This window comes from Streptomyces sp. NBC_00285 (assembly GCF_036174265.1).
Taxonomy (GTDB): Bacteria; Actinomycetota; Actinomycetes; order Streptomycetales; family Streptomycetaceae; genus Streptomyces.
This window is the reverse complement of the sequence record NZ_CP108055.1, coordinates 4,510,001-4,525,204: the sequence shown is the minus strand read 5'-3', so window position 1 is coordinate 4,525,204 and position 15,204 is coordinate 4,510,001. Positions and strand designations below refer to the sequence as shown.

General features: G+C 69.8%; 14 protein-coding genes. 7 read left to right on the top strand and 7 right to left on the bottom strand.

Annotated elements, in window-relative coordinates; all coding sequences use genetic code 11:
• Nucleotides 1-43: 43 nt before the first annotated feature.
• The 4 genes from OHT57_RS20770 to OHT57_RS20755 all read right to left on the bottom strand — a co-directional run bounded on the left by OHT57_RS20770 (nucleotide 44) and on the right by OHT57_RS20755 (nucleotide 4,073).
• Nucleotides 44-1,354 (bottom strand): copper resistance CopC/CopD family protein, encoded by a 1,311-nt coding sequence (locus OHT57_RS20770; RefSeq protein WP_328747959.1) that lies wholly within the window; start codon nucleotides 1,352-1,354, stop codon nucleotides 44-46.
• The gene (locus tag OHT57_RS20765; RefSeq protein WP_328747958.1) at nucleotides 1,351-2,001 is read right to left on the bottom strand and encodes a hypothetical protein; all 651 of its coding nucleotides are present in this window, start codon (nucleotides 1,999-2,001) and stop codon (nucleotides 1,351-1,353) included. The genes OHT57_RS20770 and OHT57_RS20765 overlap by 4 nt, the downstream gene beginning before the upstream one ends.
• Nucleotides 2,002-2,241: 240 nt before the next feature.
• Entirely contained in the window at nucleotides 2,242-2,535 is a 294-nt protein-coding gene (locus OHT57_RS20760) for a hypothetical protein (protein ID WP_328747957.1), read from the bottom strand.
• A 194-nt stretch (nucleotides 2,536-2,729) separates the two neighbouring features.
• The gene (locus tag OHT57_RS20755) at nucleotides 2,730-4,073 is read right to left on the bottom strand and encodes a UDP-glucose dehydrogenase family protein (protein ID WP_328747956.1); all 1,344 of its coding nucleotides are present in this window, start codon (nucleotides 4,071-4,073) and stop codon (nucleotides 2,730-2,732) included.
• A gap of 187 nt (nucleotides 4,074-4,260) precedes the next feature.
• Between OHT57_RS20755 and OHT57_RS20750 the strand changes: the two genes are divergently transcribed.
• The 5 genes from OHT57_RS20750 (at nucleotide 4,261) to OHT57_RS20730 (ending at nucleotide 8,759) form a co-directional block, all read left to right on the top strand.
• Complete coding sequence (locus OHT57_RS20750; RefSeq protein ID WP_328747954.1) at nucleotides 4,261-5,418, top strand: acyl-CoA dehydrogenase family protein; 1,158 nt, start codon at nucleotides 4,261-4,263, stop codon at nucleotides 5,416-5,418.
• A 124-nt stretch (nucleotides 5,419-5,542) separates the two neighbouring features.
• The gene (locus OHT57_RS20745) at nucleotides 5,543-6,175 is read left to right on the top strand and encodes a hypothetical protein (protein ID WP_328747953.1); all 633 of its coding nucleotides are present in this window, start codon (nucleotides 5,543-5,545) and stop codon (nucleotides 6,173-6,175) included.
• Complete coding sequence (locus OHT57_RS20740; RefSeq protein WP_328747952.1) at nucleotides 6,141-7,181, top strand: tyrosine-type recombinase/integrase; 1,041 nt, start codon at nucleotides 6,141-6,143, stop codon at nucleotides 7,179-7,181. Before OHT57_RS20745 ends, OHT57_RS20740 begins: the two co-directional genes overlap by 35 nt.
• Nucleotides 7,182-7,400: 219 nt before the next feature.
• The gene (locus OHT57_RS20735) at nucleotides 7,401-7,763 is read left to right on the top strand and encodes a four-helix bundle copper-binding protein (RefSeq protein ID WP_328747951.1); all 363 of its coding nucleotides are present in this window, start codon (nucleotides 7,401-7,403) and stop codon (nucleotides 7,761-7,763) included.
• Nucleotides 7,764-7,985: 222 nt separating this feature from the next.
• Complete coding sequence (locus OHT57_RS20730; protein WP_328753263.1) at nucleotides 7,986-8,759, top strand: class I SAM-dependent methyltransferase; 774 nt, start codon at nucleotides 7,986-7,988, stop codon at nucleotides 8,757-8,759.
• A gap of 15 nt (nucleotides 8,760-8,774) precedes the next feature.
• Here OHT57_RS20730 and OHT57_RS20725 read toward each other — a convergent pair whose 3' ends face one another.
• A complete protein-coding gene (locus tag OHT57_RS20725) occupies nucleotides 8,775-10,091 on the bottom strand; it encodes an LCP family protein (RefSeq protein ID WP_328747950.1) in 1,317 nt (438 codons plus the stop codon).
• A 118-nt stretch (nucleotides 10,092-10,209) separates the two neighbouring features.
• Here OHT57_RS20725 and OHT57_RS20720 point away from each other — a divergent pair, with 118 nt between their 5' ends.
• Nucleotides 10,210-10,770, top strand: a complete 561-nt coding sequence (locus OHT57_RS20720) for an acyl-CoA thioesterase (protein ID WP_328747949.1) — start codon at nucleotides 10,210-10,212, stop codon at nucleotides 10,768-10,770.
• Nucleotides 10,771-10,797: 27 nt separating this feature from the next.
• Here the strand turns inward: OHT57_RS20720 and OHT57_RS20715 are convergent, their stop codons facing one another.
• Complete coding sequence (locus OHT57_RS20715) at nucleotides 10,798-12,258, bottom strand: LCP family protein (protein ID WP_328747948.1); 1,461 nt, start codon at nucleotides 12,256-12,258, stop codon at nucleotides 10,798-10,800.
• Nucleotides 12,259-12,389: 131 nt separating this feature from the next.
• Between OHT57_RS20715 and OHT57_RS20710 the strand changes: the two genes are divergently transcribed.
• A complete protein-coding gene (locus OHT57_RS20710) occupies nucleotides 12,390-13,418 on the top strand; it encodes a glycosyltransferase family 2 protein (RefSeq protein WP_328747947.1) in 1,029 nt (342 codons plus the stop codon).
• 58 nt (nucleotides 13,419-13,476) lie between these two features.
• On the opposite strand, the gene OHT57_RS20705 is transcribed toward OHT57_RS20710, so the two are convergent.
• Nucleotides 13,477-15,030: an LCP family protein gene (locus tag OHT57_RS20705; RefSeq protein WP_328747946.1), complete on the bottom strand. Its 1,554-nt coding sequence runs from the start codon at nucleotides 15,028-15,030 to the stop codon at nucleotides 13,477-13,479.
• Nucleotides 15,031-15,204: the final 174 nt, after the last annotated feature.

The window sequence follows — 15,204 nt, the reverse complement described above, 5'->3', positions numbered from 1 at the left end:
TCCTATTGTTTCCCAGGGAGTTGTTTCCCATGGACCATGGAGGTCAGCGGCCGGGATCGGCCGTGACCAGCAGACTCGTCACGGCGAGCACGACGAGGACGAGCCCCGTCTCGGCCGCGACCGAGTAACCGAAGGGCCGCACGGTGGCGGCGTCGCCGCGCAGCAGCACGGCGAGGTCGAGACGGGTGCGCACCCACTGGCGGCTCGCGAAGGCGGCCACCAGGACACCCCCGAGGACGGCGGTCTTGACGAGCAGCAGATGCCCGTACGACGTGTGCAGCAGGGCGCCGTACGACCCCACCACCTGCCACGCGAGCACCAGCCCGGCGCCGACGATGCCCGTGACGCTCACCGCCGCGAGCCGTGAGTAGCCCGGCACGATCTCGGCCAGCTCCCCGGCCCGCCGGCGTGGCAGCACCGCCAGCGCGAGCATGGCCAGCCCGCCGATCCACAGCGAGGCCCCGAGCAGGTGGACGAAGTCGGCAACCGCGCCCCAAGTAGGCTCACTGCCCTCGGAGTTGTGGCCCGTCATGCCGGTGGTGCGCAGCAGCCCGAACGTCACCGCGAGCGCGCCCACCCGCCAGCCCGGCGAACGCGCGGCACCCTGGAGCAGTGCGGCGAGCACCACGGCCGCCAGCACCCACATCAGAGCGCGCGCGGCGAGCACGATGCCGGGTTCGGTGGCCAGGACGTCGGCGTACGTGGCCGGCCGAAGCGCGTCCCGCAAGTCGCCGAGGGAGGCGTACGCCCCCTGCAGTCCCACGGCCGCCACCGTCGCCAGCAGCCCGCCCGTCCAGGCGAGGCCCAGCAGCGCCCGGGCCCGCGGCTCGTACGCCCCGGACGGCCACAGCAGCGCGACGAACGCGAGCCCGCCGACGAACAGGGCCAGCGCGAGGTATCCGGCCCAGCGGACGGCGACAAGTGCCTTGCGCACCGTGGGGGACGGCGCGGGAGCGGCGGCCGTGACCGCGGCGCCGTCGGTCCCGGTGGCGGCCGCCCCCACGGCGAAGGCGATCCGTCCGGAGGAGGCGTGCCCGTCCGCCGCGTCCACGACCGACCAGACGACCGCGAACCGCCCGTCCGCGGGACTGTCGAGCGCGACCCGCACGACGTTCTTCTCCGGCGCCCGGGACACCGGCAGCCGGTCCCCGTCCGGTGTCAGGACCCGTACGTCGGCCGGGTCGACGGCCTCGTCGAAGGTGAGGGTGAGACGGCTTGGGGCCTTCGCCGGCGTGGCTCCGTCCGCGGGGGAGGAACTCACCAACCCGGTATGGGCGAAGGCGGGTTGGGCCGCGCCCAGTAGGGCGCAGAGGAGGGCGGCGAGGAGCAGCAGGGTGCGACGCACGGTCCTCATGGCGTGGCCTCCGGCTGCGGGGAGGCGGATGCGGTGGCGGACAGGACCCCGCCGAGCAGGCTGGAGACGGGCGCGAGGCCGACACAGGGGGACGGCGTGGGCGTCGGCGTAGGCGTCGGTGCGGGGGAGGCGCTCGCGCCGCCCAGGAGACCGAGGACGGGCTCGGTGAGCCCGGTGAGCAACGGCTGGACGAGGGTGACCTCGCCGTCCTGACAGGTGTTCGTGGGGGAGGGTGTAGGGGTGGGAGTGGGGGAGTCGGAGCCCTGGGGCGGTGGGGTCCCGGACCCGGACCCGGACCCGGTGCCGCTGCCGCCGCCGTGCCCCGCGCCGTGTCCCGCGCTCCCGTCGACGGGGACGGTACCGGTCACGACGCCCCCACCGCCGTACCCGAGGTCCGCGCCCGCGACGCCTCCGCCGTACGACGGCAACTCCCCGGAACCCACCGGGAGTTGTGCCGCCCCCGGGGCGGTCGTCATCGGCGCCGTGACCGCCGGTGACGCGGCCGGCGGAACCGCGGCCTCGGCCGCCCCTGGGGCGCCGATGCCCGACGCGTACCCCAGCACGATCACCACGGCCCCGACGAGCGCCCCGGCGACCAGCTCGTCGCGATGGTCGCGCGGCCACTCCCCCTTGCGGAACAAGGGCATGACTCAACTCCTGACATGCTCAAGTCAATCCGACCGAAGAACTCGGCGATGACGAACAGTGGAGTCGAGGGCGGATTCCGCTTGACTACGCGTCGGTTAACCGATCGTTGCCTACCTCTCCTTTACGGGGGCATGGCCTGTGAGAACGGTCAATTCGGCACCGTACTCGAATGCAAATCGAACTCCTGTTGATGATTCCGGGGAAGACCGCATATGCCGTCACAGCACCCGGCGAACACCTCAGAGCAGACGGGCGACGATGGCGTCGGCCTGTTCCGGCTGTTCCCCGAACCACGCACCGAGGCGTTCCCGCACGACTTCCGCTACGCACAGGTGCGCCACCTCGTTCGCCAGCCCGCCGCGCGTGGCGCCGCAGAACTCGGGATGGTCCAACTTGACCGACAGGACCGCCGTCAAACCCTCGCCGATCCGGCGGGCGCCCGGATCGGGATCGGCGGCCGTCAGCAGACCCCGCTCACGGGCGTACGCGGTGATCGCGGCGGCCAGTCCGTCGCGGAACCCCAGGACATGCATGTCGCCCTCTGGCTCGACAGGGCGTTGGTGACGCAGGGGCCGACACCGAAGAGCCCCGACGTCAGCGCCTGACGGCCGCCGGGATCCGGCCCGAGGAGGGGGCGGGTCAGCAGGGTTTCGAGTGCCCTGGATCTGAACCTCCGAGCGGCGGGGCTTTCGTCCTCGGCCCTGTCGCTGTCTGCTGGCGCCGTCCCTCAGGCCGTCGGCCGCCCCATCGCCCGGTACGTCCATCCGGCCTTGCGCCACAGCGCCGGGTCCAGGGCGTTGCGGCCGTCCAGGATCACCTTCGCCGCCGTGACCTCGCCGAGGGCCGCCGGGTCCAGCTCGCGGAACTCCCGCCACTCCGTGAGATGCAGTACGACGTCGGAGCCGCGCACGGCGTCCACGGCCGTGTCGGCGTAGCCGAGGGTCGGGAAGACGCGGCGGGCGTTGGCCATGCCCTTCGGGTCGTAGACCGTGACCTGGCCGCCCTGGAGGTGGATCTGCCCGGCGACGTTCAGCGCGGGGGAGTCCCGGACGTCGTCCGAGTCGGGCTTGAAGCTGGCGCCGAGCACCGCGACCCGCTTGCCGAGGAACGGCCCGCCGCCCAGTATCTGCCGGGCCAGCTCCACCATCTGGCCGCGCTGGCGCATGTTGATCGAGTCGATCTCACGCAGGAAGGTCAGCGCCTGGTCGGCGCCGAGCTCACCCGCACGGGCCATGAAGGCCCGGATGTCCTTCGGCAGACAGCCGCCGCCGAAGCCGATCCCGGCCCGCAGGAACTTCTTCCCGATCCGGTCGTCGTACCCGATGGCCTCGGCGAGCTTGGCGACATCTCCGCCGGAGGCCTCGCACATCTCCGCCATCGCGTTGATGAAGGAGATCTTCGTGGCCAGGAACGAGTTCGCGGACGTCTTCACCAGCTCCGCGGTCGGGAAGTCGGTCACCACGAAGGGCGTGCCCTCGGTGAGCGGCGTGGCGTACACCTGGCGCAGCAGCTTCTCCGCGCGCTCACTGCGCACACCGACCACGATCCGGTCCGGGTGCAGCGTGTCGTTCACGGCGAAGCCCTCGCGCAGGAACTCCGGGTTCCAGGCGAGCTCGGCGTCCGCGCCGACGGGGGAGTTCTCCACCAGGTAGCGGGCGAGCCGGTCGGCGGAACCGACGGGCACGGTCGACTTGCCGACGACGAGGACGGGGCGCGTCAGGTGCGGGGCGAGAGAGGCGAACGCGGAGTCGACGTACGACATGTCGCTGGCGTACTCGCCGTGCCGCTGCGGAGTGTTCACGCAGACGAAGTGGACGTCACCGAAGGCGCCCGCCTCGGCGAAGTCCATGGTGAAGCGCAGCCGGCCGGTGGAGCCCTCGATGCCGACGACGTGCTTGCGCAGCAGGTCCTCCAGGCCGGGCTCGTACATCGGGACCTCGCCCCGCTGGAGCATCTCGATCTTCTCGGGGACGACGTCGAGTCCCAGCACCTCGAAACCGAGCTCGGCCATGGCCGCGGCGTGGGTCGCGCCGAGGTAGCCGGTGCCGATCACGGTGATCTTGAGGCTCATGATGCTCCAGACGAGTCTGCAGAGGGTCTGCGGTCATGCGGTGCCCGAGCATAGTCGGGCCCTGCGACGGGCAGTTTTCCCCCTGTCGCCAAGCTCACGTATCCCTCCCGTGGGCGGACCCCTAACATTTGAGTTACTTAACGGTAATTAGCACAGGCACCGCAGCGTCTTGGAGCGTGAGAGAACCTTGGCCGGATCGGCTGACTTCGACCTGTACCGCCCGTCCGAGGAGCACGACATGCTCCGGGACGCCATCCGCTCGCTGGCGGAGGCGAAGATCGCGCCGTACGCCGCCGCGGTCGACGAGGAGGCCCGCTTCCCCCAGGAGGCGCTGGACGCGCTGGTCGCAAGCGACCTGCACGCCGTGCACGTCCCCGAGGAGTACGGCGGCGCGGGCGCCGACGCACTGGCCACGGTGATCGTGATCGAGGAGGTCGCGCGCGTCTGCGTGTCCTCGTCCCTGATCCCCGCGGTGAACAAGCTGGGCTCGCTCCCGGTGATCCTCTCCGGCTCCGAGGACCTGAAGAAGAAGTACCTCGGCCCGCTCGCCAAGGGCGACGGGATGTTCTCGTACGCCCTCTCCGAGCCGGACGCCGGCTCCGACGCGGCCGGCATGAAGACCAGGGCGGTCCGCGACGGCGACCACTGGATCCTCAACGGAGTGAAGCGCTGGATCACCAACGCCGGCGTCTCCGAGTACTACACGGTGATGGCCGTGACGGACCCGACGAAGCGCTCCAAGGGCATCTCGGCGTTCGTCGTCGAGAAGTCGGACGAGGGCGTCTCCTTCGGCGCCCCCGAGAAGAAGCTCGGCATCAAGGGCTCCCCGACCCGCGAGGTCTACCTCGACAACGTCCGCATCCCCGCCGACCGCATGATCGGCGACGAGGGCACCGGCTTCGCCACGGCGATGAAGACCCTCGACCACACCCGCATCACCATCGCCGCCCAGGCACTCGGCGTCGCGCAGGGCGCCCTCGACTACGCCAAGGGCTACGTCCAGGAGCGCAAGCAGTTCGGCAAGGCGATCGCCGAGTTCCAGGGCATCCAGTTCATGCTCGCGGACATGGCCATGAAGATCGCCGCCGCCCGCGCCCTGACCTACCAGGCCGCGGCCGCCTCCGAGCGCCTCGACAAGGACCTCACCTTCCAGGGCGCCGCCGCCAAGTGCTTCGCCTCGGACGTGGCGATGGAGGTCACCACCGACGCGGTCCAGCTGCTGGGCGGATACGGCTACACGCGGGACTACCCGGTGGAGCGGATGATGCGCGACGCGAAGATCACCCAAATATATGAGGGTACGAACCAGGTCCAGCGGATCGTGATGGCACGGAACCTGCCGTAATCGAGTCGTTCGGCACGACAGCGAGGGCGCCCCTTTCCAGGGGCGCCCTCGCTGTTTCCTGTACCGAAAGAGAGAAAGACACGGAACTTGGCATGTGTCGTGTTCCGGGTTGTATGCTTTCTGTGTGACCGGGGGCTACCCGGCACATGGCGGCTGCTGTGTGCTGCGCTACGTTCAAGGAATGGTGACAGAGCGAGGGGATGTCGTGCTGCCCGAAGGGTGGCGCGTGGATGGCGACGACCTCGTGCACGAGGCCGAGCTCCATGGTTGGAGATTGACCGTGGTGAGTGTCTTGAGCGCTCCGTGGGATGGTCCCACCAGCCTTCGGATCGATCCCCCCGACGACCTCGACGCCGTGGTCGAGACGGACGGCATCACAGCGGAACTCATGCGGTCGATCTCCATGGCGGAGATCCGCAGGACGACGAGAGAGCTTCGCGCACGACTGGGGCGTGCGGCTGATGGTTCGGTGGCTGGGGGCGTACTCGAAAGAGTCGAGACAGATCACGACTACGCCCTGATGTCCCGTGAGTACGTGCGGCTGGTGGAGCAGGGCTACCGAAGCCCGATCACTCGACTGGCCATGGCGTGGGGAATGAGCCGCAACACCATCAGCGGTCGCATCAGGCGTGCGCGAGCAACGGGTTTCCTCGACGGGCCGCCAGGCAAACCTGCGGACCGCTTGACCGACAAGGCGAAGCGGTTCCTGGAGGGGGAAAGACATGGGGCAGGACGGGATCATCCGGACCGGGAGTGAGCCGCTCGTCGAGGTGTTCGCGGAGTGGGCGACCACGCGCGGTGTGGAGAACAGCAGCGTCAAGCAGTACCGCAGCATCCTCGGGCGTGGTGTGGAGCCCTTCTTCGGCTCGCGGCCCATCGGAACGCTCAGTTCGTCCGATGTCAGTGAGTGGGTCGAATGGATGACCCGCACCCGCTCGTACAAGCCTTCCACCGTGCGGTTTCGCTTCAACATCCTTACGTCGGTGTTCGCTTGGGCTGTGGAGAACGGGCTGGACGCGGCGAACCCGTGCAAGGGGGTGACCCTCCCATCCAGTCGGGCCCGTACACACCGCGATCAGCGTGCCGAAGTGCATATCCCCAGTACGGGAGTGGTGCACGCCGTCATCGGGGCGGCGCCGGAGCGCTATCGCGGGATGCTCTGGCTCATGGCAGGGTGCGGGCTCCGGCTGGGTGAGGCCATGGGGATCGGGCGCGACCGGGTTCGTTTCCGGGACAGGATGATCACAGTCGACCGTCAGGTTGCCTGCGACGGTGACACCGGCTCCGGACGATACGGCCGTATGCGGCTGCGGCACATCAAATGGCGCGAGGAAGGCGACCGAGGGCGAGAAGTGCCGCTTCCCGAAGTGGTTGCGCTCGCGGTACGACGTCATCTCAAAGAGCACGGCACCTGGGGCGTCGAGGAATTGCTGTTCAGCAATGTCAGCGGGACCGGGCTGTTGTATCCCCAGTACTGGTACACGAGGATCTGGAAGCCCGCTCTTGCCGGAGCGGGTGTCGACTACTTCAAACCGCACAGCTTCCGGCACTTCTATGCGGCATCACTTCTCGCGCAGGGAGTGCCGGTGACGGAGCTGTCGGCCTGGCTGGGCCATTCGTCGGTGAGTTTCACCGAGCGGTACTACGGGGACCTCATGCCGGACGCCCCGGACCGGGCCAGGCTTGCCATGGACGGTGTCCTGGGCGTGGTGAGACCTGTCGGTGTCGATGCCGGACCTGTGCGGTTGCATGGGGTCGCGTGAACACTTATGTCGGCTTCAGCGTTTGGCAGCCGATGTGCGTAAGCGTCGGTGACCCCTGTAGCGGTCGCCGACGCCAAGGGTGTCAGCTGCATGCCAAGCGCCAGGGCGGCATCAGGTGGAGGACCTTCCTTGTCCGCCCGATGGCGCCCGGTCCGGGACAGGCGTAGGACGGTAGGGCACGGGACCCGTCCCGGGTTCCCGCATCCCCCAGGAGGAGCCATGACCCAGGCCGAGAGCATGTCCGTGATGAGCAAGGAGATGCAGGACTGCGTGGCGGCGTGCATGGAGTGCCACAGCGTGTGCGAGGAGACCATGAGCGCCTGCATGCAGGCTGGCGGCCAGGCGCAGATGCAGGTCATGCGGGCGCTCATGGACTGCGCCGACATGACCCGCATGTGCGCGGACATGATGATGCGCCGCTCACCCATGTCGGCGGAGATGTGCGCGATGTGCGCCAAGGCCTGCGAGATGTGCGCCGAGGCGTGTATGGCCATGCCGGACGACCCTCAGATGATGCGCTGTGCTGAGGCGTGTCGTCGCTGTATGGAGACCTGTCGGGCGATGTCGGGCATGGCCATGTGACATCGGCGTCCGGTCGGCCGGATCGAGGGCACCCGAGGGGGTGCCCTCGATCGTCGGTGCGGCAGGGTGAGGTGGGTGACCACACCCGAGAACACGACCCCCGAGAACACGACACCGCCGTACATGGACGCGCACGGGCAGCCCACCGACCGGCTTTTCCGGCCGCCGCCGCTGCCCCCGGAGACGGACGCCTCGGTGGCCTTCGACGCCGCCGAGCGTGAGATGTGGCAGGGCCGTACCGAGGCCTACGCCGGGAGTTTCGCGCGGCTGTGCGCACACCCGGTTCAGGCGCTGCTGGACGCGGCCGGGGTCGGGGCGGGGACACGGGTCCTCGACGTCGGGACCGGCACCGGTACGGCGGCCGTGGCGGCGCGGGCGCGTGGGGCCCGGGTGAGCGCGGTGGACGCCGACGCCGGGATGGTGGCGGCGGCACGGGCTCGCGGGATCGATGCACGGACCGGTGTGCTGCCCGAACTCCCTTATCAGGACGGCGAGTTCGACGCTGTCGTCGGCAACTTCGTGCTCAACCACGTCGGCCGCCCCCGTCCCGCCCTCGCCGGACTCCACCGTGTTCTGCGTCCCGGTGGCCGGCTCGCGCTGACGACGTGGAGTGAGCGCCGCGGCGCCGGACAGGACCTGCTCGGCCGGGCCTGCGCGGCGGGCGGGGCCGTAATTCCGGCGTACATTCCGCGGCTGGATCCGGCGGAGGACTGGACGCGTACGCCGGAGGGGTTCACCCAACTCCTCGGCGGGGCCGGGTTCTTGGAGGTGGAGGCGGCCGAACTCGCCTGGGACCACCGGGCCGGGGTCGAGGAGTGGTGGAGCGGCGCCTCGGGCGGGGTCGCCACCATCGGACTGGTCGTCACCTCGCAGGACGCGGAGACCGTCGTACGGATCCGTCGGGAGTACGAGCGTCTGTGTGCCGAATACGCGGATGCGGAAGGGCAGTTGGCCCTTCCGCACATCGCGCTGCTCGCCTCGGGACGGCGGACCTAGGCAGGGCCCAGGCCCTCAGTTGCCGGTGACCGTGACCTTCTCGTCGTTGTTCAGCTCCTGCACCAGCTGCTTCACCTTCGCCTTGTCCCAGACGAGGTTGCCGCCGGTGGACCCGGAGATCGGCATGTTCAGCGAGGTGCCGTCGCCGCCGTTGACGCCCTTCATCGCGAAGAACATGGACCCCAGGTCGTACAGGCCCATGTCCTTGTCGACGATGAGCGAGTCCAGGCCCGCGCCGAGCGTCGGGTAGAGCTTGAAGGGGTTCAGGACGGTGCCGGGGGTGGCCACCTGGTGGGCGAGGGCCGCGAGGAACTTCTGCTGGTTCTTGGTGCGCTGCAGGTCGGACGCGGCGAACGCGTGCCGGGTGCGGACGAAGGCGAGCGCCTGGTCGCCGTTCAGCGTCTGCTTGCCCGCCTTGAAGTCGGCGCCGGAGTACTTGTCCTTGAACCCCTTGTCGATGTCGATCTCGACCCCGCCGACCGCGTCCACGATGCTCGCGAAGCCGGCGAAGCCGATCTCGACGTAGTGGTCGATGCGCAGTCCGGTGTTGAACTCGACCGTGCGGACCAGCAGTTCGGGCCCGTCCTCGGCGTAGGCGGCGTTCAGCTTCACGTGCCGGCCGGTGCCCTTGTAGGTCTTGCCGGACTCGGAGCCCACGAAGCTCGGGATCTCCACGTCCGAGTCACGCGGCAGCGAGATCAGCGTGTCGCCGTTGCCGCCGGTGTGCAGGATCATCATCGAGTCGGTGCGCTTGCCCTCGGCGGAGCCGGTGTGCAGCTGCTTCTTCTGCTCGGAGGACAGTCCGGCGCGGCTGTCGGAGCCGACGATCAGGTAGTTCGTGCCGTCGCCCTGCTCCGGCCGGTCGATGACCTTGGACAGGTCGACGTCGCGGTGGAGCTTGGAGTCGGCCCAGAAGTAGGTGCCGACGGTGGTCACGACCAGTCCGGTGATCACGACGATCGCGGTCCACTTGATGCGCTTGCGCCAGTTCGGCGCCGGGCGCGGACCCCGGGCGCCGCCCGGATCCACGGGGCCGCCGTGGCCACCGCCGCCGGGGTTGCCGTAGACATGGCCCGTGTTGTAGCCGCTGTCGTACCGGTCGTAGTCGCCGCCGTGGCCCTGGCCGTCGATGTACGACGGCTGCTGGGGCACACCGTTGCCGTACGGCGGCGCGGACGGGCCCTGGGGGCCGTAGCCGCCCTGTCCGGGCGCCGACCGGTCACGGCGGACCTGCCGCATGACGCGGGCGCTCTCGGGCTGCGGGTTCGCGCTGCCGCGTCCGTACCGGTCGGCGCGGTTGTCGCCGGACCATCCCTCGGGCCAATCGTTCATGGGGCCAGTGTGCAGGTACCTGCTGTGCCCTATACAAGGGTCGTCGGAAAATCAGGGCATCCCTGTTGCCAAGCTGACACAAATTCCCGGATTGTCATCACGGCATAGGGTGGAGGCCATGACAGACCAGGCCACCACCGTCGCGGAACCGGAGACCCCGGAGATCCCGGGCAAGCCCACCTCGGCGTCCCGCACCACGCTCAGCCACATCATGACCCAGGCCGACACCAACCTGCTGGGCACCGTGCACGGCGGCGTGATCATGAAGCTGGTGGACGACGCGGCGGGCGCGGTGGCCGGCCGGCACAGCGGCGGGCCGGCGGTCACCGCCTCGATGGACGAGATGGCGTTCCTGGAGCCGGTCCGGGTGGGCGACCTCGTCCATGTGAAGGCCCAGGTCAACTGGACCGGCCGGACCTCGATGGAGGTCGGTGTGCGGGTCCTGGCCGAGCGCTGGAACGAGTCCACCCCCGCCACCCAGGTCGGCTCCGCCTACCTCGTCTTCGCGGCCGTGGACGCCGACGGATCGCCCCGCCGGGTCCCGCCGGTGCTTCCGGAGACGGAACGTGACGAGCGCCGCTACCAGGAGGCCCAGATCCGCCGCACCCACCGCCTCGCGCGCCGTCGGGCGATCATGGAGCTGCGGGAGAAGCGGGCGGCGGAGGGACTGGACGACTGAGCTCGGCGAAAGGGCCCCCGAGGGGAGCTACGCGCACCCCACCTCGTCCCCCGTCACCACCCCGAACTCGCCCTGGCTCTCGTCCTCGGCCCGTACCTTGCGGACCTTCTCGAAGTCCGTGCCCGCGATCACCTTCAGTACGGGTCCCTGTCCCTTCACCGCCCGCAGCTCGCTCCCGGGCAGCGCCGCTCCCAGCGAGCGGGCCGAGCGGTCCCAGCGGGGGTCGTAGGTGATGACCGTGCGCTTGGCCGAGTGATCGGCCGAGGCCGTCGGCGTACCCGTGGTACGGAATCCCGTCGACGCCAGCGCCGCGTCCACCCGGCTGCCGAGGCCGCCCGTCGCCGTGCCGTTCTCGACCTGGACGCGGATCTGCTGCGGCGCCACGGGGACGAGCAGCGCCTTGCTCTTCGGCTGGTGCGCGGCGAGCGGCTTGTCCTCGCGCAGGGACTCGAAGAGCCGCCCGGACTTCACCGGGTCCCACTTCAGGGTGGAGCCGACGCCCTTCACGGCGTACCCCATCTGCCCGATCGGCACGGTCGTGAACTCCGACGACGAGGGCGAGAAGTTGCGCATGGCCCGGCCCAGGTCGAGCAGCTCGCCGGTGCCGAACTCCTTGTCGGCCCGTACGGAGCCGAGGACGGCCCGGGTCACGTCGCGGAACCTCATCGGGTTGAGGAGGATGCCGGAGGAGGTCGCGCGGTCGATCAGCGCCGCGAGGAATCTCTGCTGCCGCTTCATCCGGCCGAGGTCGGAGGACCCGTCGGCGTGCCGGGAGCGGACGTACTGCAGGGCCTGGCCGCCCATCAGCTGGTGCCGGCCGGCCGGCAGGTCGAGTCCGGTGTAGGTGTCCTTCAGCGGGTCGGCGTTGCAGATCTCGACGCCGCCGAGCACGTCCACCGTCTTCATGAAGCTGGTGAAGTCGACCTCCAGATAGTGGTCGACCTTCACATGGGTCATGTTCTCGACGGTGCGGACGGTCAGCTGGGGTCCGCCCTCCGCGTACGCCGCGTTGAGTTTGATGGGGTGGCCGTGGTGGCTCTCGCCCGTGGTCTGGTCGACGTGCTCGGGTGTCATCGCGTACGAGTCGCGCGGCAGGCTCACCACGCTCGCCCGCTCCCGGTCCTCCGAGATGTGCACGATCATGATCGTGTCGGTGCAGTGGCAGGGCGCGCCGCCCAGCCGGTACTTCTGCCGCTCGGCCTCGGTGATCTTGTCGCGGCCGTCGGTGCCGACCAGCAGGACGTTCATGCCGTGCCCGGCGCGCGGCCGGTTCTTCATGTCCTTGAAGGGGTCCACGCGCGAGATGTCCGCGTCGAGGCTGGTGAGCACCGCGTGTCCGATCCCGGCGGAGGCGAGCACGACGACGGACAGCGTGGTCACCGCCCGCATGGCCCAGCGGGGCCGTTTACGTCGTACGGGTGGCCGGGAGGGCCTGCGCTGTGGTGGGCGAGGGCGGGCGGCGGAGGGGCGTGGCGGCGTGGCGGGCATGGGGGGACACCTCCGCGATAACGGCCGAACGAGGGATCGTGAGAACCGTAGGCCCATACGATCTGCGACGACCGGCACCGCCCCGGGCGGGGCGCGGCGGTGTCCCCCGTTCGCGGTAACGTGAGCCCTCTATGAACGCCAAGCCCGACGTGCAGCTCCCCGCCGTTTCTGTGATCATGCCCGTCCTCGACGAGGAACGGCATCTGCGCGGAGCCGTCCAAGCGATCCTCGCCCAGCAGTACGACGGTGAGATGGAGGTCGTGATCGCCCTCGGTCCGTCCACGGACCGCACGGACGAGATCGCCGCGGAACTCGTGCGCGAGGACCCCCGCGTCCACACCGTCCCGAACCCCACCGGCCGTACGCCCGCCGCGCTCAACGCCGCGATCAAGGCCTCCCGCCACCCGGTCGTCGTCCGCGTCGACGGGCACGGCATCCTCTCGCCGAACTACATCGCGACCGCGGTACGGCTTCTGGAGGAGACCGGCGCGCAGAACGTCGGCGGCATCATGCACGCCGAGGGCGAGAACGACTGGGAGCACGCGGTCGCCGCCGCGATGACCTCGAAGATCGGCGTCGGCAACGCGGCCTTCCACACCGGCGGTGAGGCCCAGCAGGCGGAGACCGTCTACCTCGGGGTCTTCCGGCGCGAGGCGCTGGAGCAACAGGGCGGCTACAACGAGGAGTTCATCCGCGCCCAGGACTGGGAGCTCAACTTCCGGATCCGGGAGGCGGGCGGGCTCATCTGGTTCTCGCCCGAGCTGCGGGTGTCGTACCGTCCGCGGCCGTCGGTGAAGGCCCTCGCCAAGCAGTACAAGGACTACGGCCGTTGGCGGCACGTCGTCGCCCGCTACCACGAGGGCTCCATCAACCTGCGCTATCTCGCCCCGCCGGTCGCGGTGTGCGCGATCGCGGCCGGGATCGTGGTCGGCGCCGCGCTGACCCCGCTCGGCTTCGTGATCCCCGGCGGCTACCTCGCGGCGATCGGCCTCGGCTCGCTGCCCGCGGGCAGGGGGCTGCCGCTGAAGGCCCGGCTCCAGATCCCCGTCGCCCTCGCCACCATGCACATGTGCTGGGGTTACGGCTTCCTGACGAGCCCCAGGTCCCTGGCGAGGAAGGTCATCGCGTCCCGGCGCCCGGCGGTGCTGAACAAGGTCTGACGGCGGTGCGGACCACCACGGTGTGACGAAAGGGCCCCTGCGCGCAGGGGCCCTTCGTTCACGACCAGGTGAAGCCCGGGTTCACGTGCATGCAGGCCGACTCGTCCGCGCCGTTGAGGGCCTCGGCCGTCTTCGGCGTCGTGTCGTCCTTCTTGGCCGCCTTGGCGGCCTTGTACGTCGTCCCGGTCCGCCAGTCCGCTCCCACGACGAGAGTGACCCCGGAGACGTCGGTGGACTTCTTCACCGAACTCATGGGGATTCCCAGAGACTTGGCGACCGCCTCGGCGTCGCCCTCCAGTTCGGCGCTCGGATAGCGCACCAGCGTCTTCGCCTCGCTCAGGGAGCTGGACCGGTCGGCGGCCGCCTTGTCGTAGCCCTTGTCCACGAGCAGCCCGGCCACGGTGCTCGCGCGTCCGCTCGCCGCGGCCAGGGCGTCGGTGCGGGTGCCGTTCCGCACCAGGACCCCGATCTCGTCCTTCGCCGCGGCCGGATCGGCCGAGGCCGCCTCGGACTTCTCGGCGGTCACCTTCTTCGCGTCCTTGCCGTCCAGCGCGATGTCCTCGCGCACCAGCCGGAAGAGCTGCTCGGCGTCCTCGGTGGGCTCCACGCGCGCACCGACGTAACGATTCGGCATGGTCGTCATGGTGATGCGCGCCGGCTCCACCTTCCGCAGCTCGTTGCTGAGGTCGTAGAGCTTCTTGACGGTGCCGAGCCCCGAGTCCACGGTGATCGCCCTCGTGGCCTGCTCGGCGAGCCTGCGCAGCTTGTTCGGGCTGCTCATGGTGGCGTTCTCGCGCAGCTGACGGACCATCGAGTTCATGTACATGTGCTGGGCCTTGGCACGGGCCAGGTCGCTGCCGTCCTCGAAGCCGTAGCGGGTGCGCAGCCACTGCAGGGCCTGCTCGCCCTTGACGGGGGTGGTGCCCTTCTTCAGCTTCAGACCGGAGCCGTGGCCCTGGCTGTCCCGGGAGAGGATGTTCGCGTCCACGCAGACCGGGACCCCGCCGATGGCGTCCGCCATGGAGACCACGCCCGAGAAGTCGACCATCATGAAGTGGTCGATGTGGATGCCGGTGAGCGCCTGCCAGGTGGCCACCGTGCAGCCGGGGCCGCCGTGGCCGAGGCTCTGGTTGGTCATCACCCGGCCGTCGCTCGCCTGGTACACCTTGCCGTCGTCCGGATCCGTGCACTTGGGAATCTTGAGGAGGGTGTCGCGCGGCATGCTGACGACCGAGAGGTTGCTGCGGTCGGCGGACAGGTGCAGCAGCATCTGCACATCCGCGAGCGGCGTGGAGCCGAACGTCTCCTTGGCGCCGCCGAGTGCCTGGTTCTCCTTGCTGTCCCGCGCGTCGGACCCGATGACCAGGATGTTCAGCGGGGTCTGGCCCGCGGAGTTGGGCGTCGGCTCGGAGACCTTGTTGTCCCCGAGGTTCAGCTCGTCCTGTTCGATGTTGGCGTTCAGGTGCCGGTAGTAGAGGTAGCCGGTGCCGGCCACCCCGAGTATCAGCACCGCGAGCGTGGCCGCGGACCATCTGAGCATCCGGTGCTTGCGCGGTGCCCGCGTGCTGCCGGGGCCGCCGTCCCCCTCGGTGGCCGGCTCAACTTCCTTCACCCTGTATTGCGTTGTCAACTTTCCCGTCCTCCCACCCACCCCACCGGACCCGCGGTCATGCCACGGGCCCGCCGCACGTCTTAGACATACGACGGGCCCGTGAGGTTGCCCTACGAACCTGTGCGATACCTGGGGGGCCCGCTCCCGCTTCCGCGCCGTGCCCGGTCCGCCGCA